This window comes from Mycobacterium sp. (assembly GCF_019247635.1).
GTDB lineage: Bacteria > Actinomycetota > Actinomycetes > Mycobacteriales > Mycobacteriaceae > Mycobacterium.
In genome coordinates this window covers 29721-50809 of record NZ_JAFBAR010000095.1, presented here as the reverse complement: position 1 = coordinate 50809, position 21089 = coordinate 29721, and the positions used below count along the sequence as shown (strand labels likewise).

Sequence of the window (21089 nt, the reverse complement as noted above, 5' to 3'; positions counted from 1 at the left end):
CCTTCGAGCGCATCCACCGCTCCAACCTGATCGGCATGGGCGTGATCCCGCTGCAGTTCCCCGACGGCGCCGAGACCACGATCTACGACGCCGCCATGGACTACGCCGCCGACGGCATCCCGCTGGTCATCCTGGCGGGCAAGGAGTACGGCTCCGGCTCCTCCCGCGACTGGGCGGCGAAGGGCACGAAATTGCTCGGCGTCGGCGCCGTGATCGCCGAGTCCTTCGAGCGCATCCACCGCTCCAACCTGATCGGCATGGGCGTGATCCCGCTGCAGTTCCCCGACGGCAAGTCGGCCAAAGATCACGGGTTAGACGGCACCGAGGTGTTCGACATCACCGGTATCGAAGAACTCAACAACGGCAAGACGCCCAAGACCGTGCGCGTGAAGGCAACCAAGGAAGGCTCCGAACCGATCGAGTTCGACGCCGACGTGCGCATCGACACGCCGGGCGAAGCCGACTACTACCGCAACGGCGGCATCCTGCAGTACGTGCTGCGGAACATGCTGAAGTCGGACTAGCGCTTCGATAGCCCAAGCCCGCCCGTGCCGAAAGTCAGCGAGGACCATCTGGCGGCCCGCCGCCGCCAGATCCTCGACGGCGCTCGTCGTTGCTTTGCCGAATACGGCTACGACAAAGCCACGGTGCGCCGACTCGAAAAGGCGGTCGGAATGTCCCGCGGCGCAATCTTTCACCACTTCCGCGACAAGGACACGTTGTTTTTCGCGCTCGCGCACGAGGATGCCGAACGGATGGCCGACGTCGCCTCGCGCGAGGGCCTGATCCAGGTGATGCGCGACATGCTCGCCGCGCCCGACCAGTTCGACTGGCTGGCCACCAGGTTGGAGATCGCCCGAAAGCTGCGCAACGACCCCGAATTCAGCCGCGGGTGGGCGGAGCGTTCCGCGGAGCTGGCGGCGGCGACGACGGATCGCTTGCGCCGGCAAAAGGAGGCCAACCGGGTGCGTGACGACGTCCCCGGTGAGGTTTTGCGCTGCTACCTGGACCTGGTTCTGGACGGACTGGTGGCCCGGCTGGCTTCCGGGGAAGACCCGGGGCGGCTGGCCGCCGTGCTGGACCTGGTGGAACAGTCGGTGCGCCGCAACTGATTTGGGCATCGGCGAGCGTAGCCCCACTGCGAGATTCAGCTCGAAATTCCGCCGTGGCGTTACGCTCGCGCATAGCCGGGGGGCCGCCCGCTGGGCGGCGAGGCTCAGCGGGGCCGAGAGCGGTGGTTGGGTCCGCCGCGGCTGCGCATCGTGGTTCCCGACTCGCGCAGCATGCTGTGAATGGAGCCGTACGATCTGCCCGTGGTGGCCGCCAGGTTGCGGATGCTGGCCCCGCCTTCATATGCGTGGCGCAGCTCGTGCAGTAACTGCTCGCGTGTCTTCTTCGACTTCCGCATGGCCCATAGCGTAAGTCGATCGGTCAGGCCAACTCGATGAGATCGCGATACTCGTCGGACCAATAATCCTCGGTGCCGTCGGGCAGCAGCACGACGCGTTGGGGGTCAAGCGCCTCCGCCGCCCCGGGGTCGTGCGTCACCAGAACCACCGCGCCCTGATAGCTGCGCAGCGCGTCGAGCACCTGTTCACGCGACGCGGGATCGAGGTTGTTGGTCGGTTCGTCAAGCAGCAACACGTTGGCCGTGGACGCCACCAGACCGGCGAGCGCCAGCCGCGTCTTCTCCCCGCCGGAGAGCGTGCCGGCGGCCTGGTCTAGTTGTGCACCGCTGAACATGAACGCACCCAGCAGGCCGCGCAGATCCTGCTCGCCGGATTCCGGCGCGGCGTGCCGGATGTTCTGCCAGACCGTCGCATCGTTGTCGAGGGTGTCGTGCTCCTGGGCGAAGTAGCCGATCCGCAGCCCGTGCCCGGGTTCCAGCGCGCCGGCATCGGGCTCTTCCACACCGGCCAGCAGCCTGAGCAAGGTGGTCTTGCCAGCGCCGTTGAGCCCGAGCACCACCACGCGTGAGCCCCGGTCGATGGCTAGGTCGACGCCGCTGAACACCTCCAGCGAACCGTAGGTCTTGGTCAAGCCGTTGGCCACCAGCGGGGTACGCCCGCATGCGGACGGGGTGGGAAATTTGATCCGAGCCACCTTGTCGGCGACCCGTTCCTCGTCAAGGGCGGCCATCATCCGGTCCGCCCGGCGCAACATGTTCTGCGCCGCAACGGCTTTGGTGGCCTTGGCGCCCAGCTTTGCGGCCTGCGTGCGCAGCGCGGCCGCCTTGCGTTCGGCGTTGACACGTTCCCGGCGGCGACGCTGCTCGTCGGTGGCGCGTGCGTCGAGGTACTTCTGCCAGCCCATGTTGTACACGTCGACCTCGCCGCGCACGGCGTCCAAGAACCACACCCGGTTGACGACATCGCCCAACAGCTCCACGTTGTGGCTGATGATCACCAGCCCGCCGGTGTGCGCCCGGAGGAAATCCCGAAGCCAGCCAACCGAATCCGCGTCCAGGTGGTTGGTGGGCTCGTCGAGGAGCAGCGTGGTCGACGAGCCCGCGCCGGTGTCGGATGCGGCGAACAGAATGCGCGCCAGCTCCACCCGGCGGCGTTGACCCCCGGACAGGGTGCGCAGTTGCTGGGTCAGGACCCGTTCGGGCAGGCCAAGACTCGCGCAGATGCGGCCCGCCTCACTTTCGGCGCCATAACCACCCAACGCCACGAATCGCTCCTCGAGCTGGCCGTAGCGCCGGATGGCGCGGTCACGCGCGTCGTCGTCGGCGACCTCGGCCATCAGGGCCTGTTGCTTTTCCAGATCGGTGAGCAGTAAGTCCAATCCGCGCGCGGACAGCACCCGGTCGCGGGCCAGCACGTCGAGATCACCTTCTTTGGGATCCTGTGGCAGGTAACCGATTTCGCCTTTGCGTGTGACGGACCCGGCGTAGGGACCCGTTTCGCCCGCCAGGATGCGCAGCGTCGTGGTCTTGCCCGCGCCGTTGCGTCCGACCAGCCCGATGCGGTCGCCGGGCTGCACCCGCAGGTCCGGCCCCTCGGGTGAGAGCAGGATGCGCGCGCCAGCGCGGACCTCCAGGTCCGTGGCCGTGATCACAATCGCTCCCTGTTACTTGTCGTCGGTAAACACCGGCGGGCGTTTCTCCACACGCGCGGCAACCGCTTCTTCGAAGTTGGCGGTGAGCAGACGGATGAAAAGCTGTCCCAAGCCTTCGGCCTGCATATGCGCTTCCAGGCTACCGGCGTCCAGCCCACTCCACAGTGTGCGTTTGGTCAACTCGGTTCCCGGCCGCGAGAACGCGGCGATGCGCGCGGCGATCGCGTAGCAGGTGTCCAGCAGCTGTTCGTCGGGCACCTGACGGGAGACCAGCCCGATCCGCTCGGCTTCCTCGGCACTGACGTCGCGGCCCGTCAGCATGATCTCGAACGCGCGCGACGAACCGATGGCCCGGGGTAACAGGTAGCTCAGCCCCAGTTCGCTGGCGGTCAGCCCGTTGTTGATGCCCGCGGCGCGAAAGTACGCGCTGGTCGAGGCGACCCGGATGTCCGCGGCGAGCGCCAGGCACAGCCCGCCGCCGATGGCCGCCCCGTTGACGGCGGCGATCACCGGTTGGTGCAGCCGTCGCAGCGCGAGGATGACGTCGTCGAGCACCTCCATGGAACGCAGCGCGTAGGTCGGGCGGGTCAACCCCTCGACGTTGGGCACGGCGCCGGCGGACTTGTGGTCGGCGCCCGACGAAAAGCCCCTGCCCGCGCCGGTCAGCACGACCACGCGCACGGAATTGTCGTAGGTGATCTTCTCCAGGGCCTCCTTGAACGGCACCATGACGTCGAACGCCATGGAGTTCATTCGCTCGGGCCGGTTGAGGGTTATCAGCGCGACACCGGGGCGCGGGTGTTCTACGAGGACCAAACTCACCCAAGAAAGGTAGCGCGGGCCCCCCGGGTTAGACCTCTTTGGGCTCTGCCGCCTCGGCATCAAAGGCCTTGATTTGCTGCACCAGGTCCTCCAGGGCGGCCGGCGGCAGCGCGCCGGCCTGGTTGAACAGCAGCTTGCCCTTCTTAAAGGCCATCAGCGTGGGAATGGACCGGATCTGGGCGGCCGCGGCCAGCTGTTGCTCGGCTTCGGTGTCGACCTTGGCGTATACGACGTCGGGGTGCTTGTCGGATGAGGCCGCGAACGTCGGCGCGAATGCGCGACACGGCCCACACCAGGACGCCCAGAAGTCGACGAGCACGATGTCGTTGCCCTCGATGGTTTCGTTGAACTGCTCAGCAGTGAGGTCTCGGGTAGTCACGCTTGCCCCAACGTCCCGACCTGCGCCCTTGTTCCCGGCTCGCACGTCGCAGCAGCTGCCCGGCCGAGCAGACGCAAAAGCACCCGATTTCGGGGCGAAACGGGTGCGTTTGCGTCTGCTCGCCGTGACCAAGGAACTGTCTCCGGGCGCCGCTTTCCCCGCAGCCGTGAGCATCAACGTCGATCGAAATCCTCCGGATCCCGCGCGATCCGCGGCGCAACCTGCTCGCGGCGGTGGTTTCAGCCCGCGTTGTAGGCCTTGTGCGTAGCCACTGGTTACGGTTGCGTACGTTTTTCCCACTCCGACACACTTAGCTTCGATGAGCCTGAGTGGAGGGAACCGCCGTGGGCCACTACATCGCCAATGTCCGCGATCTCGAGTTCAACATCCTTGAGGTCCTCGACCTCGGCGCCCTCCTGGGCAGCGGAAGCTACGGCGATCTCGACGTCGACACCCTCCGCACCATCCTGTCCGAAGCCGCGCGGTTGGCGGAGGGCCCGGTGGCCGAGTCCTTCGCATTCGCGGACCGCAACCCGCCGGTCTTCGATCCGGCGACGCACAGTATCACCGTGCCCGACGAGTTGGCCAAGACCGTGCAGGCGATCAAGGACGCCGAGTGGTGGCGGCTGGGTCTGGCGGAGGACATCGGCGGCATGCCAGCGCCGAGGGTACTCACCTGGGCGGTCAACGAACTGATCATCTGTGCCAATTCGTCGGCGTGCTTCTTCAACCTGGGGCCGGTGATGGCCCAATCGCTGTACGTGGAGGGCAACGACGAGCAGAAGCGTTGGGCGGCCGAAGGCGTGGAGCGCGGCTGGCAGGGCACCATGGTGCTGACCGAGCCCGACGCGGGCTCCGATGTCGGAGCGGGGCGCGCCAAAGCCGTCGAACAACCCGATGGCACATGGCACATCGAGGGCGTCAAGCGGTTCATCTCCGGCGCAGACGTCGGCGACACCACCGAGAACATCTTCCATCTGGTGCTGGCCCGTCCGGAAGGGGCCGGGCCGGGCACCAAAGGGTTGAGCCTGTTCTACGTCCCGAACTACCTGTTCGACCCCGACACCTTCGAACTCGGTTCGCGCAATGGGGTTTTCGTGACCGGTTTGGAGCACAAGATGGGCATCAAGTCCTCCCCCACCTGCGAATTGACCTTCGGCGCAACCGATGTGCCGGCCGTGGGCTACCTGGTGGGCGGCGTGCATAACGGGATCGCGCAGATGTTCACCGTGATCGAGCACGCGCGCATGACCATCGGGGTCAAATCCGCCGGCACCCTGTCCACGGGCTATCTGAACGCACTGGCATTCGCGAAGGAACGCGTCCAGGGCGCAGACCTGACGCAGATGACCGACAAGACCGCGCCGCGGGTCACGATCATCCACCACCCAGACGTGCGGCGGAGCCTGATGACCCAGAAAGCGTATGCCGAGGGCTTGCGGGCGCTCTACATGTATGCCGCCGCGCATCAGGACGACGATGTCGCGCAACGGATTTCGGGCGCAGATCCCAGCATGGCCCATCGCGTCGACGATCTGCTGCTGCCCATCGTCAAAGGCGTGGGCTCTGAGCGCGCCTACGAGGTCCTCACCGAATCGCTGCAGACGCTGGGTGGTTCGGGATTCCTGATGGACTATCCCCTAGAGCAGTACATCCGCGACGCCAAAATCGATTCGCTGTACGAGGGCACCACCGCCATCCAGGCCCTGGACTTTTTCTTCCGCAAAATCGTGCGCGACCACGGTCAGGCTTTGCAGCACGTGACGGCCCAGGTCAAGAACACCGTCGACAACATCGATGAGTCATTCAGACCGCAAGCCGAGCTGTTGCAAACGGCCCTCGACGACGTCACCGCGATGACTGCCGCTCTGACGGGCTACCTGATGTCGGCCGCGCAGCATCCCACCGACATCTACAAGGTCGGGCTGGGATCGGTGCGGTACCTGCTCGCCGTCGGCGACCTGCTGATCGGCTGGCTGCTGCTGGTGCACGCCGGAGTGGCTCGCAGCGCCCTGGCCCACGGGCCTTCGAAGAGTGACGAGGCGTTTTACCGGGGCAAGATCGCGGTCGCGGGGTTCTTTGCCAAAAACATGCTGCCGAGACTCACCGGAACACGCGCGGTCATCGAGTCCCTCGACGACGAGATCATGCGTGTTTCCGAAGCCGCGTTCTGATATACACAGAATCCGCACAGCTCCAGGGGGTAAACCCGATCGTCGGGAACCACCAACGAACGGGGAGAACGTTGAAAGCTACTCGACTAGCGCTCGTCGCGATTGCCGGGGCCACCGCGCTGTCCGTCGCGGCCTGCGGCAATTCCAACACCGCTACGCCCAGTCAGCCTGCCTCGCCGACGAGTTCTACCTCGGCGCAGGCGCAGCCGCCGTCATCGTCGCCGTCAGAGACGACCGGTCCGGGCGGCACGGATCGCGTCACGGGGTTGATTGCCTCGGTGGCCGGCGACAGCATCCAGGTCACCGAGCAGAGCGGGACCGGCACGGTCAACTTCACCACGTCGACTAAGGTCAACGAACTCACTTCGGCCGGCCTGCAAGACGTCACCGTCGGCAGCTGCGTCGGGATCAAGCCCACCAAGGACAGCCCGCAGAGCGGCGGAACGGTGACCGCAGAAGGGGTGCGCATTACCCCAGCCGTCGACGGCAAATGCGCGGGACCCAAGCAACCGCCGGCGGGCGAGACCCCTCCCGACAGTCCCCCCGGCGGGCCGGGGGGCGGACCGCCACCGGGTCCGCCGGTGCAGGGCACGGTAGCGTCCGTCGCCGGTAACACCATCACGGTCAACGCCACCGACGGCACTTCGACGACCGTGACCGTCACCGACAAGACCCGCTACAGCAAGGAAGGCGTGACCAACTCGCAGGCCATCGCCGCCGGCAAATGCATTACCGCCGAAGGAACTCAGGGCAACGGCGGGGCATTGCAAGCGACCGAGATCAACCTGCGGCCGGCCACCACCAACGGGAAGTGTCCGGGCGGCGGCCCACCGCACGGACACGGCGGATGAGCCACGCGCCGAGGCGGCGCTGATTCAGACGGTGAAGCCGAGGGCGCGGAGTTGCTCGCGCCCGTCCTCGGTGATCTTGTCCGGGCCCCATGGCGGGTTCCAGACCCAGTTGATCCGGATGTCGTTGACCAGACCGCTGCCGACCAACGCCGAGCGGGACTGGTCCTCGATGACATCGGTCAGCGGACAGGCCGCCGACGTCAGCGTCATATCGATCAGCGCGACCTTGCCTTCGTCGCCCTGTTCCAGGTTCAACCCGTAGACCAGTCCCAGGTCGACGACGTTGATGCCCAGTTCCGGGTCGACGACGTCACGCATCGCCTCCTCGATATCGAACAGCAGCTCGTCATCCGGTGCGCTGGTTTCGCTCATCGCTCGCCTCCTCGAGACCATTGCTGGCCTGGGCCAGCGCATCTTTGAACGCCATCCATCCGAGCAACGCGCACTTCACCCGCGCCGGGTATTTGGCCACTCCCGCGAACGCTACTCCGTCGCCCAGGACATCCTCATCACCCTGCACTGTCCCCCGCGAGGACACCATTTCGGTGAACGCAGCTACGGTCTTCAGCGCCTCGGTAACACTTTGCCCGATCACCTGCTGGGTCAGCACCGATGTCGCCGCCTGGCTGATCGAACACCCTTGGCCGTCATAGGAGATGTCCGCGACACTTTCGCCGTCCTCGGTCAGCGCGACGCGCAGCGTCACCTCGTCGCCACAGACCGGGTTGACGTGAAATACCTGCGAGCCGAACGGCTCCCGCAGTCCGCGGTGCTGCGGGTGTTTGTAGTGATCGAGGATCACGTCCTGATACATCTGCTCAAGGCGCAATGTCATTCTCTCCCAAAGAAATCCAACGCCCTTTTGACGCCGGCCACCAGGCGGTCGACCTCGTCGTGGGTGTTGTAGACCGCGAACGACGCCCGTGCCGTGGCCGCCAGCCCGAACCTGCGGTGCAGGGGCAAAGCGCAATGATGCCCGACGCGCACTGCTACGCCCTCGTCGTCGAGCACCTGACCGACATCGTGCGCATGGACCCCGTCCACGATGAACGACACCGGTGAGCCACGGTCCCGCATCGACGTCGGCCCGATGATGCGCACGCCGTCGATGCCGGACAGGCCATCGATGGCCGCGGCGACCAGCTCACGTTCGTGGGCCTCGACGGCATCCATCCCGATGGCTTTCAGATAGCGGGCCGCGGCGGCCAGCCCGACCACCTGGGACGTCATCGGGGTGCCGGCCTCGAAGCGCTGCGGCGGTGGCGCGTAGGTGGTGATCTCCATGGTGACCGTCTCGATCATCGAGCCGCCGGTGAGAAAAGGAGGCATGGCGGCCAACAGCTCGCGCCGACCGTACAGCACGCCTATTCCGTTGGGGCCCAGCATCTTATGTCCAGAAAAAGCAGCAAAGTCGACGTCCAGCGCGTGCAGGTCAACCGGCTGATGCGGCACCGACTGGCAGGCGTCCAGGACCGTCAGCGCGCCCACCGCCTTGGCGCGCGAGACCAGCTCGGCCACCGGCGCCAGCGCGCCCGTAACGTTGGAATGATGGCTGAACGCAACGAGTTTGACACGCTCATCGAGTTGCAGCGAGTCCAGGTCGATGCGACCTGCCTCGTTGTCCCCGTCGGTGACGCCGTACCACCTCACGGTTGCCCCCGTGCGGCGGGCCAGCTCCTGCCACGGCACCAGGTTGGCGTGGTGTTCCAGTTCGGTGGTGACGATGACGTCGCCTTCGCCCACCGCTTGGTCGAACCGTTTGTCCCCCAGCACATATGACACCAGGTTCAGCGACTCGGTGGCGTTCTTGGTGAAGACCAGCTCGTCGGGGTCGGCACCCACGAATGCCGCGAGGTCGGCACGGCCCTGCTCGTAGGCGTCGGTGGCCTCTTCCATCAGCTGGTGCGCGCCGCGGTGTACCCCGCCGTTGGAGGTGACCAGGAACTCGCGCTCGGCATCCAGCACCTGCAGTGGGCGCTGCGACGTGGCGCCGGAATCCAAGTACGCCAACTGATTCCCACCGCGCATCGTGCGCTTCAGGATGGGGAAATCAGCACGGATCGCCGCGAGATCGAGCGAGGTGGAGGTGGTCACGTTAGGCCCCGGTCGTTGCCGCTTGGGAAAAGCGCACGTACCCGTTCTGCTCGAGTTCGTCGGCCAGCTCGGAACCACCGGACTCGGCGATACGACCGCCGACGAACACGTGCACGTACTCCGGATGGATGTAGCGCAGGATGCGGGTGTAGTGGGTGATCAACAGGATGCCGCCGTGCTCGACCTCGGCGTAGCGGTTGACACCCTCGCTGACCACGCGCAGCGCGTCGACATCCAAACCGGAGTCGGTCTCGTCCAGGATCGCGATCTTGGGCTTGAGGAGCTCCAGCTGCAGGATCTCGTGGCGTTTCTTCTCACCGCCGGAGAAACCCTCGTTGACGTTGCGTTCGGCGAATGTCGGGTCGATTTCCAGGGCGGCCATAGCGGCCTTGACCTCTTTGACCCACAGGCGCAGCTTGGGCGCCTCGCCCCGGATCGCCGTGGCCGCCGACCGCAGAAAGTTCGACACCGAAACCCCGGGCACCTCGACGGGATACTGCATGGCCAGAAACAGTCCGGCCCGTGCGCGCTCGTCGACGCTCATCGTCAGCACGTCCGCGCCGTCCAACGTGATGGATCCCGAGGTCACCCGGTACTTGGGATGGCCGGCGACAGCGTAGGACAGCGTGGACTTGCCGGAGCCGTTGGGTCCCATCAACGCATGCGTCTCACCGGATTTCACGGTCAGATCGACGCCCTTGAGGATCGGGATTTCCCGCTCTCCGTCGGCGGCGTTGGGGGTGTCGACGCTAACGTGCAGGTCTTTGATTTCCAATGCGGTCATGAGGCGCTTGTCTTCTCCGTGATTTCGAGTTCGTGTTCGATGGCCTCGGTGAGGCGGTCCCGCAGTTCGGGCACAGCGATCTTGGAGATGATCTCGCCGAAGAAGCCGCGCACCACCAGTCGGCGGGCCTGTTCCTCCGGGATGCCGCGGGACCTCAGGTAGAACAGTTGATCGTCGTCGAATCGTCCTGTGGCACTGGCGTGTCCGGCACCGATGATCTCGCCGGTCTCGATCTCCAGGTTGGGCACCGAGTCGGCGCGCGCGCCGTCGGTAAGCACCAGGTTGCGGTTCACCTCGAAGGTGTCGGTGCCGGTGGCCTCGGCGCGGATCAGCACGTCACCAATCCAGACGGTGTGCGCGTCGGGCAGGTCGGAGGATGGATCCCCTTGCAGCGCACCCTTGTACAGCACATTCGACCTGCAGTCGGGCTGTGAGTGGTCGACCAATAGCCGGGATTCCAGGTGCTGGCCGTCGTCGGCGAAGTACAGACCCAGCAATTCGGCGTCTCCTCCGGGGCCGGAGTAACGCACGTTGGCCGACAGCCTCAGCACCTCGCCGCCCAGCGCGACTGCGACATGCCGCAGCACCGCGTCCTTGCCGAGGCGGGCGTGATGGGCGCTGAGGTGAACCGCGTCGTCGGCCCAGTCCGCGATCCAGACGACGGTGAGTCGGGCGGCGTCGCCAACGACGAATTCGACGTTGTCCGCGTAGGTTCCACTGCCCCGGTTGTCGATGACGACGACGGCCTCGCCAAGCTCGTCAACCCGGATCTGCAAGTGCCCGTACGCCACCGCGCCCGGACCGGGCCCGGCGATCTCGATGTGCACCGGGTCGCTGGTCTGGCCGACGGTGACCAGCGTCGCCGAGTTGAACGACGAAAACGCCTGGGCCGCAACGCGGTCGGCGGGGACACCACCCTCCCCGAGCCGCTCGTCCCCGCGCCGCACCGTTTCGACGTGCACGCCGGGCTGATCGCTGACGCTGATGTTTGAACCGCCGGTGGCGTGCGCCGAACCGTCGTGCAGGCCGCGCAGTCGCTTCAGCGGGGTGAACCGCCAGATCTCGTCGCGGCCGTGCGGAACCTCGAAGGCCTCGACGTCGAAGGACGCGAAAAGCTCGCCCTTGTTGACAGCGGCAGTGGAGGGGGCCAGGGTCATCCGACCGCACCCTCCATCTGCAACTCGATCAGCCGGTTGAGTTCCAGCGCGTACTCCATCGGCAGTTCCTTGGCGATCGGCTCGACGAACCCGCGCACCACCATCGCCATGGCCTCGTCCTCGGTCAGGCCGCGGCTCATCAGGTAGAACAACTGGTTCTCGCTCACCTTGGACACGGTGGCCTCGTGGCCCATCGTCACGTCGTCCTCGCGGATGTCGACGTAGGGGTAGGTGTCGCTGCGGCTTACCGTATCGACAAGCAGCGCATCGCATTTCACGCTCGACCGGGAACCGTGCGCGCCCTTGTTGACTTGCACCAGGCCCCGGTACGAGGTGCGACCACCGCCACGCGCCACCGACTTGGACACAATGTTGCTGGACGTGTTGGGCGCCAGGTGCAGCATCTTGGCGCCGGTGTCCTGGTGCTGGTCCGCACCGGCGAACGCGACCGAAAGCACCTCGCCCTTGGCGTGCTCGCCGGTCATCCAGACCGCCGGATACTTCATGGTCACCTTGGACCCGATGTTGCCGTCGACCCACTCCATGGTGGCGCCGGCCTCGGCACGGGCGCGCTTGGTCACCAGGTTGTAGACGTTGTTCGACCAGTTCTGAATTGTCGTGTAACGGCAACGGCCACCGGGCTTTACGATGATTTCCACCACCGCCGAATGCAGTGAATCGGACTTGTAAACGGGAGCAGTGCAGCCTTCCACATAGTGGACGTAAGCGTCCTCTCCGACTATGATCAGCGTTCGCTCGAACTGGCCCATGTTCTCGGCGTTGATCCGGAAGTAGGCCTGCAACGGGATGTCGACGTGGACGCCCGGCGGGACGTATATGAAGCTTCCCCCCGACCAGACGGCGGTGTTCAACGCGGAGAATTTGTTGTCCCCGGCCGGGATCACCGTGCCGAAGTACTGCTTGAAGATGTCGGGGTGTTCGCGCAGACCCGTGTCCGTGTCCAGGAAGATAACTCCTTGCTGCTCAAGGTCTTCCCGGATCTGGTGATAGACCACCTCGGAGTTGTGCACAACCAGGCCTTCGGCGACGAAGTTGTGCGGCCCGTCGACCTCGATGTCGTACACCGGCTCGACCGCGTACGGCTCGATCTCCTGCACCCGCTCAAAGCCGAGCCACTCGTTACCCTGCGCTCGGATTGTCGTCTCGTGCGAGCTGTTCGACGAACGCATGAGAGGCCGACGGCCAAAACGGTCCGTCCGTTGCGGATTGCGGCAACCAAGCCGCTCGAAGTCGCCGGAAATGCCGAGCCGCCAAGCGGTTTGCATGCGCTCGGGCGCATGCCGACAGGGCTGGGTGAACGTCCACGGCCCTCCCGCGCGCAGGCCGGACAGTTCAACGAGTTCACGGGCCTGCCGCAACATGGGTTCGGTGGCGCAAGTCAGCAGCACCGAACCGCTGCTCGCCGGGCCTACATATCCGTCGGCGTCAACCCATCCGCCGAGAAACGCCAGCCGCTGTTCGACCGGCAAACCGTAGACCCAGTCCGGTACCCGCTTAGTCAGTGACAATCCGCCGAAGCCCAACGCGTCGATCCATTGGGTCAGCGCTGTGGAGTTCACCACCACGCGGTCCTCGTCGGCCTCGATGCACCGAAGCCCGAACAGCTCGTTGACGACGCGACTCACCTCGGCCCGCAACTCAATGTCGGTCGACAGGCCCAGATTGCCGTTGCCGACGTACAAGCCCAGCAGCCACATCAGGTCGACGGAACTCGTCGACGGCGATGCAAAGCCGGGGATAGTTGGGAGATCCTTGACCGCACCGAACTCGGGGATGTGTCGTGGCACGGCAATAGAGTCGCCCACTTTGATTTCACCAACTGTGACCCAGCGTCTGGCATACCGAGCGCGTTGACGTCCTTCTTCGCGCTCATCCCGCAGGACGAGCATCGGATGGTTGTCGGTGGCCCGAATGCTGCGGTGCGTCGTCTTGACCGCATACGTCTGCCGGGTATCCGTCTGCGCAGCCCCCTTGACCGGGGCGACGACGAAGCGCTCGGTGTTCTCGTCATAGGCGAATACCCGATCGCCGAACTCGATCTCTTTGATCGGCACTTGCCCGCGATTGGCAGTCCACACCAGGGTGTCACTGGCGAGACATTCGTATTGCGCGGCGACACCGGCAACTAAACGCTGCTTTTCCGCTTCCGGAATGCCCAGGCGGTCATAGGTATTCCGAATATCTTCCGGCAAATCATCCCAACTGGCCGCCTGCTTTTCCGTGGACCGCACGAAGTACTTGATGTTGTCGAAGTCGATGCCCTCCAGGTTGGAGCCCCAGTTCGGCATCGGCTTGCGGTCGAAGATGCGCAGCGCCTTGAGCCGGGTGTTCAGCATCCACTCGGGTTCGTTCTTCTTCGCCGAGATGTCGCGGACGACGGCCTCGGACAGCCCGCGCTGGGCGCTTGCGCCCGCGACGTCGGAGTCCGCCCAGCCGTAGCCGTACCGTCCCAGCGAATCGATCGCCTGCTGCTGGGTCAGCGGCTCGCCTGACTTCTCGGGCGTGAGTGTCATTGGGACGCTCCTTTGAGGATCGTGGTGTCTCGGCGCGGGCTGGGCGCCGGTTTGCTTGGCTTGGGAGTAAGCGGTACGTGGGTGGTGCACGCGCAGTCTCCGTTGACGATCGTCGCCAACAACTGCACGTGAGTGCCGAGGACCTCGGCCATGGCCTGCTGCTCGGCTTCACACAATTCGGGAAATTCCTCGGCTACGTGCGACACCGGGCAGTGATGCTGGCAGATTTGCACACCGTGAATCTGCCCGCCCACTCGGGTCGTGGTGGCGACGTAGCCGGCCTTCGACAGCGCGCCGGCGATCCGGTCGGCGGCCGCCTCGACGGCGACGTCCTCGGGGCCGTCGGCGGCCGCGACATCGGCCAGGATCTTGTCGATGCGCCGCCGGGCGAACGTCCGGACCGCGTCCTCACCGCCGATTTCCCGCAACTGGCGGATGGCCGCCGCGGCCAGGTCGTCGTATGAGTGGTCAAGCTTGGCCCGGCCGGCGGCAGTAAGCCGGAAGCGCTTGGCGGGCCGACCCCGTCCGACCGTCTGCCATGCCGCAGCGGCCGTGGACTCCGCGTCACCCGCCTCGATCAACGCATCGAGGTGGCGCCGCACACCCGCGGCCGACAGCCCCAACCGGTCACCGATCTCACCGGCGGTTATCGACCCCGTTTCCAGCAGCAGCCGTACGACGGCACGACGAGTGTGGCCGTCGGAGACAGCGACGGGTGCCGCGGGGATTTTCACAACACCAGTGTGACGCAATTCCGGAGATCGGTCCACCAAGGGTGCCCTCACGTGATGAGCCCAACAGCGACAAATCCTAGGCCGTTAGGCTGCTTTGATGGCTGCCCGCGAGCACACCCTGAGCTCGACGATCGCCAGTCTGCACGGCGACGAACAGACGGTGGGCTCGCCGCTGAACGCCGCCGAGATCGGCGCACTGCGGCGCACCCGGCTATTCGGCGCTACCGGCACCGTCCTGATGGCGATCGGCGCCCTCGGCGCAGGCGCCAGGCCCGTCGTCCAGGACCCGACGTTCGGGGTCCGGCTGCTCAACCTGCCTTCGCGGATCCAGACCGTATCGCTGACCATGACCACCACCGGCGCGGTCATGATGGCGCTGGCCTGGTTGATGCTGGGTCGATTCGCCCTGGGCAAGCGGCGGATGTCGCGCGGTGAACTCGACCGCACCCTGCTGCTGTGGATGCTGCCGCTACTGATCGCGCCGCCGATGTACAGCAAGGACGTGTACTCCTACCTGGCCCAGAGTCAGATCTCGCTGGAGGGCCTCGACCCCTATCAGGTGGGACCGGCGTCCGGCCTGGGGCTGGGGCACGTGTTCACGCTTTCCGTGCCCAGCCTGTGGCGGGAGACGCCCGCACCCTACGGCCCCCTCTTCCTGTGGATTGGGCGCGGAATCTCGGCCATGACCGGGGAAAATATCGTCGCCGCCGTGCTGTGCCACCGAGTCGTGGTGTTGGCCGGGGTAGCGCTGATCGTGTGGGCCACGCCGCGGCTGGCCCGCCGTTGCGGTGTCGCGGAGGTCAGCGCCCTGTGGCTGGGTGCGGCCAATCCGCTGCTGATCATGCATCTGGTCGCCGGCATCCACAACGAGGCGTTGATGCTCGGCCTCATGCTGGCCGGGGCCGAGTTCGCGCTGCGCGGCATCGACTCGCCCCACCCTTTGATGCCCGCGTCCTGGCGCTTCGGTCCGGACTGGGAGCCGCTGGCAATGCTGCTCGTGGGTTCGATCCTGATCGTGCTGTCGTCGCAGGTGAAGCTGCCCTCACTGCTGGCACTGGGATTCGTCACGATGGCGCTGGCCTACCGATGCGGTGGCACCCTGAAAGCGCTGCTGGGCGTCGGCGGCGCAATGGTGGGGCTGACACTGGCGGTCATGGCGCTGGTCGGCTCGGCCAGCGGGTTGGGGTTCGGCTGGATCTACACGCTGGGCACCGCGAACGTGGTGCGCAGTTGGATGTCGCCGCCGACCCTGCTCGCGCTGGGCACCGGACAGGTGGGGATTCTGCTGGGCCTGGGTGATCACACCACCGCGGTGCTGTCGCTGACGCGTGCGATCGGCGTGCTGATCATCATGGTGATGGTCTGCTGGCTGTTGCTGGCCGTCTTCCGCGGCCGGCTGCACCCGATCGGGGGGCTCGGCGTCGCGCTGGGCATCACCGTGCTGCTGTTTCCGGTTGTGCAGCCGTGGTATCTGCTGTGGGCCATCATTCCGCTGGCCGCCTGGGCGACCCGTACCGGCTTCCGCGAGACGGCGATCATCCTCACCCTCATCATCGGCATCTTCGGCCCAACCGCCAACGGCGACCGGTTCGCGCTGTTCCAGATCGTGGACGCCACGCTGGCCAGCGCGATCATCGTGCTGGTGCTCATCGGGTTGACGTACACCCACTTGCCGTGGCGGGGCCTGCCATCCGAACCTGAACAGCGAACGGCGCAACCGCCCGCGGCTCAAGAGGTTCCGGCGGCTCAGGAGCCTTCTTCGCAGGCCCCTCAGGCGACAACGACGTCCTCCGCCTACGCTGATTACACGTGATCTCGACCCCTCAGTCCCGCGACCTGGTCGTCGCGCTGCGCGGCGTATCCAAGCAGTACGGGTCCATCACCGCCGTTTCCGAGCTGGATTTAGACGTGCACGCCGCGGAGGTGCTGGCGCTGCTGGGCCCCAACGGCGCCGGGAAGACGACGACGGTCGAGATGTGCGAGGGCTTCGTGCGACCGGACGCCGGCACGATCCGGGTGCTCGGGCTGGACCCGATCGCCGACAACGCGCGGCTGCGGGCGCGCATCGGGGTGATGTTGCAGGGCGGCGGCGGATATCCGGCCGCGCGCGCCGGGGAGATGCTCAACCTGGTGGCCGCCTACGCGGCCAAGCCGCTGGACCCGCAATGGCTACTGGAAACTTTGGGGTTAACGGAAGCTGCCCGCACCACCTATCGACGGCTTTCGGGTGGACAGCAGCAGCGTCTTGCGCTGGCCTGCGCGCTGGTCGGCCGGCCCGAGCTGGTCTTTCTCGACGAACCCACCGCCGGCATGGACGCACACGCCCGGCTGCTGGTGTGGGAATTGATCGATGCGCTGCGGCGTGACGGCGTGGCCGTGGTGCTGACCACCCATCAGCTCAAGGAGGCCGAGGAGCTGGCCGACCGGCTGGTCATCATCGACCACGGCGTGACCGTGGCGGCGGGCACCCCGGCCGAGCTGATGCGTCGCGGCGCCAAGGACCAGTTGCGGTTCACCGCCCCGCCGCGCCTTGACCTGTCGTTGTTGGCCTCGGCGCTGCCCGAGGACTACAAGGTGACCGAAGTGAGCCCGGGCGAGTACTTGGTCGAAGGCCCGGTCGACCCCCAGGTGCTGGCGACGGTGACCGCCTGGTGTGCGCGGATCGACGTGCTGGCCAACGATATGCGGGTCGAGCAGCGCAGCCTCGAGGACGTGTTTCTGGACCTGACCGGCAGGAAGTTGCGGCAATGAGTGACGTATTCCCGGCGGGCACCTTTACCCCCGACCCGCGGCCCAACGCCGTGCCGCGCATGCTTGCCGCGCAGTTCTCGCTCGAGCTCAAACTGCTGCTGCGCAACGGGGAGCAGCTGTTGCTGACAATGTTCATCCCGATCACGCTGCTAGTTGGGCTCACACTGCTGCCGCTTGGCTCATTTGGTCACAACCGCGCCGCGACGTTCGTCCCGGCCATCATGGCGCTGGCGGTGATCTCGACCGCGTTCACCGGGCAGGCGATCGCGGTCGCGTTCGACCGCCGGTACGGAGCTTTGAAACGGCTGGGGGCGACCCCGCTGCCGGTCTGGGGAATCATCGCGGGCAAATCCCTGGCGGTGGTGTTTACGGTGTTCTTGCAGTCAATCATCCTGGGCGCCATCGGTTTTGTGCTCGGCTGGCGACCGGCGCCTGCCGCGCTGGCATTGGGCGCCGTGGTCATCGCGCTGGGCACCGCTGGTTTCGCGGCGCTGGGCCTGCTGCTTGGCGGCACGCTGCGCGCCGAGATCGTGCTCGCCGTCGCCAACCTGATGTGGTTCGTGTTCGCGGGCTTCGGGGCGCTGACACTGGAAACCGACATGATCCCGACCGGCGTCAAGTGGGCGGCCCGGCTCACCCCATCCGGCGCGTTGACCGAAGCCCTGTCGCGGGCGATGGCCTTGTCGGTGGACTGGTTCGGGATCGTTGTCCTGGCCGCGTGGGGCGCGTTTGCGGCGCTGGCCGCGTTGCGCTGGTTCCGCTTCACCTGACGGTCGCCGCCTCGCCGAGATTGCCGCCATGGTCGCGATCCGGCCGCGATCACAGCCCTCACGGCAATCTCGGCGCAGCAGGGCCGCTCTACTACGAAACGTAGTCGTCGATACGATCGGGCCGTGCCCTTCGGACGCGTCCTGGACCTGCTTCCCAACCCCAGCCTGCGTGTCCAGCGGATCATCGCCGCAACCGTCATCCTGAGTCAGGGCGGTATCGCCGTCACCGGCGCGATCGTCCGCGTCACCGCCTCGGGCCTGGGTTGCCCGACGTGGCCGCAATGCTTTCCGGGCAGCTTCACTCCGGTGGCGGTCGCCGAGGTGCCGCGGATCCACCAGGCGGTCGAGTTCGGCAACCGGATGATCAGCGTCGCGGTGGTGATCACCGCGGCGCTGGCGGTGCTGGCCGTCACCCGTGCGCGGCGACGCGTCGAGGTGCTGGTCTACGCGTGGCTGATGCCGCTTTCGACGCTGGTGCAGGCGGTCATCGGCGGCATCACCGTCCGCACCGGGCTGTTGTGGTGGACCGTGGCCGTCCACCTGTTGACCTCGATGGCGATGGTCTGGCTTTCGGTGTTGCTCTACGTCAAGGTCGGCGAACCTGACGAGGGTGTCCTGGAGGCGCGGGTGGCCAGGCCGTTGCGCGCGCTGACGGCGCTGAGCGCCGTCAACCTCGCCGCAGTATTGGTGACGGGCACCCTGGTGACCGCGGCCGGTCCGCACGCCGGCGACCGGAGCCCGAGCCGAACCGTGCCACGCCTGAAAGTCGAGATCACCACGCTGGTGCATCTGCATTCGTCGCTGCTGGTCGCCTACCTGGCGCTGCTGGTCGGGTTGGGGTGTGGGCTGGCGGCTGTGCGGGCCACCCGGGCGATAATCGCCCGGCTCACCGTGCTGTTCGCCCTGGTCTGCGCCCAGGCGGCCGTGGGCACCACGCAATACTTCACCGGCGTACCCGCGGGGATGGTCGCCCTCCACGTGGCCGGCGCCGCGGCCTGCACGGCCGCCACCGCGGCCCTATGGGCGTCGATGCGAGAACGGGCCGAGCCCGAACCGCTCCAAAGCTGACTCCACGCAGAGCGCGAACCGGCGCTGGGCCAAGTCGCGGGTGTCGACGTCCAGCCGCCCCCAATCCAGCGACGGGTCCACCAATTGCAGTTCCAATACCCGGCTACCGAGCAGATGGACCCGCGCATAGAGCAACTCGGCCGGGTCGCCCGCGGCCGCCAGCGCGGCGGCGCCCACATCCCAGATCTCGAAGTCGGGCTCGCCCTGCCGCAGCGCGTCGTCGCCCTGCGCGGTGAAGGCATGCGACGGTTCACCGCCCAGGAACACCAACACGGTTTGTGGTTCCGAACCACCGGCCTGGACCCACACGCTGCGGCCCGCTTCCGAGATATACGCGGCGGCTGCGGACCTGCTGCTGAAACACCGCGTCCCGGTGCCGACCGTCGGGCTGACGAAGACCCGGCCCGTGCCCGGCAACTCGACGCGCTCGCCGGGCGCGCACACCTCACCCGCCACCGTCGGCACCCCGCGATCCGCCAGGTCTTCCAGGTAGCGCCGGTGGACGTTCCAGGCGACGACGGCGGGCGGGTTCAGCAGGTTTCGCACACCGCTAGTCCAGGACAAAAACTCGTCGAGCCGCCCGGCGTAATCCCGGGTGGCGCGAAGTATCACCAGATCGGCGCGGCTGACTTCCGGGGCGTCCCACGACAACCAATGCGCGTGCAGGCCGCGCCCGCGCAACGCGGCCACCAGCCCCGCGTCGTCACCGTCGCCGGTCACCTGGTTTGGGCAACCCGCCAACACAATCCGCGGATGGAAGACATCCGGGCGGGCAAGCTTCATGTCCCGGCATGATAGCCACATGCACGCGATCGAAGTCAGCCAAACCGGCGGCCCGGAAGTCCTACGCTATGCCGAGACCCCGCAACCCGAACCCGCTCACGGCGAGCTGCTGATCAAGACCGAGGCCATCGGCGTGAACTTCATCGACACCTACTTCCGGTCGGGGCAGTACCCGCGCGAGTTGCCGTTCGTCCTGGGCTCCGAAGCCTGCGGCACGGTTGTCGACGCGGGCGAGGGCACCCGCGGCTTCGCCGTCGGCGACCGGGTGGTCAGCGCCTCGGCCAACGGAGGTTACGCCGAATTCTGCACCGCCCCAGCGTTTTTGACCGCCAAGGTACCCGACGGCGTGGCGTCCGACGTGGCGGCGTCGGTGCTGCTGAAGGGGCTGACCACGCACTACCTGCTCAAGTCGGTGTATCCCGTGCAAAGCGGCGACGCCGTGCTGTTCCACGCCGGGGCCGGGGGCGTCGGGTTGATCCTGACGCAGTGGGCCACGCACCTGGGCGTGCGGGTGATCACCACCGTGTCGACGCCGGACAAGGAGCGGCTGTCCCGGCGCGCCGGCGCCGCCGAGGTGCTCCCCTACCCCGAGGACGCCGCCGAGTTCGGCGGCAAGATTCGCGCCCTGACCGACGGCGCCGGCGTTGCCGCGGTATACGACGGCGTGGGTGCCACCACCTTCGACGCCAGCCTGGCCAGCCTGGCCGTGCGCGGCACGCTGGCGCTGTTCGGGGCGTCCAGCGGACCCGTCCCGCCCGTCGACCCGCAGCGGCTCAACCACGCCGGGTCGGTGTATCTCACCCGGCCGTCGCTGGCGCACTTCATCCGCACCGGCGAGGAGTTCACCTGGCGGGCAAGCGAATTATTCGAGGTGATCGGCAGCGGGGCCGTGAGCATCGAGGTCGGCGGCCGGTATCCGCTGGCCGACGCCGCCCGCGCCCACGCGGACCTGCACGGCCGCAAAACGTCCGGCTCCATCGTGCTGCTGCCCGAGGGGCACGGCTGACGCCCTGGTGTCACGTGCCGGGACAACATCGGGCCCTGCGTTCAAGCGTGGTTCCGCTCGAAATCGTTGGCGCCGTTGGCACTTCGAACGCCAGCACGCGTCAGCTCCCGTCGCGGTGGCAC

20 protein-coding genes and 1 pseudogene are annotated in these 21089 nt (G+C 66.7%); 9 read left to right on the top strand and 12 right to left on the bottom strand.

What is annotated here, in order from left to right:
* Both JO236_RS15965 and JO236_RS15960 read left to right on the top strand, forming a co-directional pair.
* Positions 1 to 524, top strand: a pseudogene (locus JO236_RS15965) (hypothetical protein); the annotation flags it as partial.
* 24 nt (positions 525 to 548) lie between these two features.
* Positions 549 to 1112 (top strand): TetR/AcrR family transcriptional regulator, encoded by a 564-nt coding sequence (locus JO236_RS15960; RefSeq protein WP_293332138.1) that lies wholly within the window; start codon positions 549 to 551, stop codon positions 1110 to 1112.
* Positions 1113 to 1216: 104 nt separating this feature from the next.
* Here the strand turns inward: JO236_RS15960 and JO236_RS15955 are convergent, their stop codons facing one another.
* From JO236_RS15955 to trxA, 4 genes are read right to left on the bottom strand one after another with little or no spacing between them, the layout of a single operon-like run.
* Positions 1217 to 1408, bottom strand: a complete 192-nt coding sequence (locus JO236_RS15955) for a helix-turn-helix domain-containing protein (RefSeq protein WP_293332135.1) — start codon at positions 1406 to 1408, stop codon at positions 1217 to 1219.
* Positions 1409 to 1431: 23 nt separating this feature from the next.
* Positions 1432 to 3060, bottom strand: coding sequence for an ABC-F family ATP-binding cassette domain-containing protein (locus JO236_RS15950; RefSeq protein WP_293332132.1), 1629 nt, complete (start codon positions 3058 to 3060; stop codon positions 1432 to 1434).
* Between the two features lie 12 nt (positions 3061 to 3072).
* Positions 3073 to 3942, bottom strand: coding sequence for an enoyl-CoA hydratase (locus JO236_RS15945; protein WP_293332129.1), 870 nt, complete (start codon positions 3940 to 3942; stop codon positions 3073 to 3075).
* A complete protein-coding gene (trxA, locus tag JO236_RS15940) occupies positions 3911 to 4261 on the bottom strand; it encodes a thioredoxin (RefSeq protein WP_293332126.1) in 351 nt (116 codons plus the stop codon). The genes JO236_RS15945 and trxA overlap by 32 nt, the downstream gene beginning before the upstream one ends.
* Before the next feature lie 344 nt (positions 4262 to 4605).
* Between trxA and JO236_RS15935 the strand changes: the two genes are divergently transcribed.
* The gene (locus tag JO236_RS15935; RefSeq protein ID WP_293332149.1) at positions 4606 to 6435 is read left to right on the top strand and encodes an acyl-CoA dehydrogenase; all 1830 of its coding nucleotides are present in this window, start codon (positions 4606 to 4608) and stop codon (positions 6433 to 6435) included.
* A gap of 71 nt (positions 6436 to 6506) precedes the next feature.
* Positions 6507 to 7286, top strand: coding sequence for a DUF5666 domain-containing protein (locus tag JO236_RS15930; RefSeq protein WP_293332123.1), 780 nt, complete (start codon positions 6507 to 6509; stop codon positions 7284 to 7286).
* A gap of 24 nt (positions 7287 to 7310) precedes the next feature.
* On the opposite strand, the gene JO236_RS15925 is transcribed toward JO236_RS15930, so the two are convergent.
* Genes JO236_RS15925 through JO236_RS15895 form a run of 7 tightly spaced genes read right to left on the bottom strand, consistent with a single transcriptional unit; the run spans position 7311 to position 14640 of the window.
* A complete protein-coding gene (locus JO236_RS15925) occupies positions 7311 to 7658 on the bottom strand; it encodes a metal-sulfur cluster assembly factor (protein ID WP_293332120.1) in 348 nt (115 codons plus the stop codon).
* A complete protein-coding gene (sufU, locus tag JO236_RS15920; protein ID WP_293332117.1) occupies positions 7633 to 8121 on the bottom strand; it encodes a Fe-S cluster assembly sulfur transfer protein SufU in 489 nt (162 codons plus the stop codon). Before sufU ends, JO236_RS15925 begins: the two co-directional genes overlap by 26 nt.
* Positions 8118 to 9380: a cysteine desulfurase gene (locus JO236_RS15915; protein WP_293332114.1), complete on the bottom strand. Its 1263-nt coding sequence runs from the start codon at positions 9378 to 9380 to the stop codon at positions 8118 to 8120. The genes sufU and JO236_RS15915 overlap by 4 nt, the downstream gene beginning before the upstream one ends.
* A gap of 1 nt (position 9381) precedes the next feature.
* Positions 9382 to 10164: a Fe-S cluster assembly ATPase SufC gene (gene sufC, locus JO236_RS15910; protein WP_293332111.1), complete on the bottom strand. Its 783-nt coding sequence runs from the start codon at positions 10162 to 10164 to the stop codon at positions 9382 to 9384.
* A complete protein-coding gene (sufD, locus tag JO236_RS15905) occupies positions 10161 to 11321 on the bottom strand; it encodes a Fe-S cluster assembly protein SufD (RefSeq protein WP_293332108.1) in 1161 nt (386 codons plus the stop codon). The genes sufC and sufD overlap by 4 nt, the downstream gene beginning before the upstream one ends.
* The gene (sufB, locus tag JO236_RS15900; RefSeq protein WP_293332106.1) at positions 11318 to 13855 is read right to left on the bottom strand and encodes a Fe-S cluster assembly protein SufB; all 2538 of its coding nucleotides are present in this window, start codon (positions 13853 to 13855) and stop codon (positions 11318 to 11320) included. Before sufB ends, sufD begins: the two co-directional genes overlap by 4 nt.
* On the bottom strand, positions 13852 to 14640 hold the full coding sequence (locus JO236_RS15895) for a helix-turn-helix transcriptional regulator (protein ID WP_416362261.1): 789 nt from the start codon (positions 14638 to 14640) through the stop codon (positions 13852 to 13854). The genes sufB and JO236_RS15895 overlap by 4 nt, the downstream gene beginning before the upstream one ends.
* A gap of 46 nt (positions 14641 to 14686) precedes the next feature.
* Between JO236_RS15895 and mptB the strand changes: the two genes are divergently transcribed.
* The 4 genes from mptB (at position 14687) to JO236_RS15875 (ending at position 19178) form a co-directional block, all read left to right on the top strand.
* Positions 14687 to 16402: a polyprenol phosphomannose-dependent alpha 1,6 mannosyltransferase MptB gene (gene mptB / locus JO236_RS15890; RefSeq protein WP_293332104.1), complete on the top strand. Its 1716-nt coding sequence runs from the start codon at positions 14687 to 14689 to the stop codon at positions 16400 to 16402.
* Positions 16399 to 17340 carry an ABC transporter ATP-binding protein gene (locus tag JO236_RS15885; RefSeq protein WP_293332101.1) on the top strand — a complete coding sequence of 314 codons (942 nt, stop codon included), beginning with the start codon at positions 16399 to 16401 and terminating at the stop codon, positions 17338 to 17340. Before mptB ends, JO236_RS15885 begins: the two co-directional genes overlap by 4 nt.
* A complete protein-coding gene (locus tag JO236_RS15880) occupies positions 17337 to 18110 on the top strand; it encodes an ABC transporter permease (RefSeq protein ID WP_293332098.1) in 774 nt (257 codons plus the stop codon). The genes JO236_RS15885 and JO236_RS15880 overlap by 4 nt, the downstream gene beginning before the upstream one ends.
* A gap of 66 nt (positions 18111 to 18176) precedes the next feature.
* Positions 18177 to 19178, top strand: a complete 1002-nt coding sequence (locus tag JO236_RS15875; protein WP_416362263.1) for a COX15/CtaA family protein — start codon at positions 18177 to 18179, stop codon at positions 19176 to 19178.
* On the opposite strand, the gene JO236_RS15870 is transcribed toward JO236_RS15875, so the two are convergent.
* Positions 19128 to 19961 carry a hypothetical protein gene (locus JO236_RS15870; protein WP_293332095.1) on the bottom strand — a complete coding sequence of 278 codons (834 nt, stop codon included), beginning with the start codon at positions 19959 to 19961 and terminating at the stop codon, positions 19128 to 19130. The two genes, JO236_RS15875 and JO236_RS15870, sit on opposite strands and share 51 nt — an antisense overlap.
* 19 nt (positions 19962 to 19980) lie before the next feature.
* On the opposite strand from JO236_RS15870, the gene JO236_RS15865 reads away from it, so the two are divergent.
* Entirely contained in the window at positions 19981 to 20967 is a 987-nt protein-coding gene (locus JO236_RS15865; protein WP_293332092.1) for a quinone oxidoreductase family protein, read from the top strand.
* Positions 20968 to 21089 lie beyond the last annotated feature (122 nt).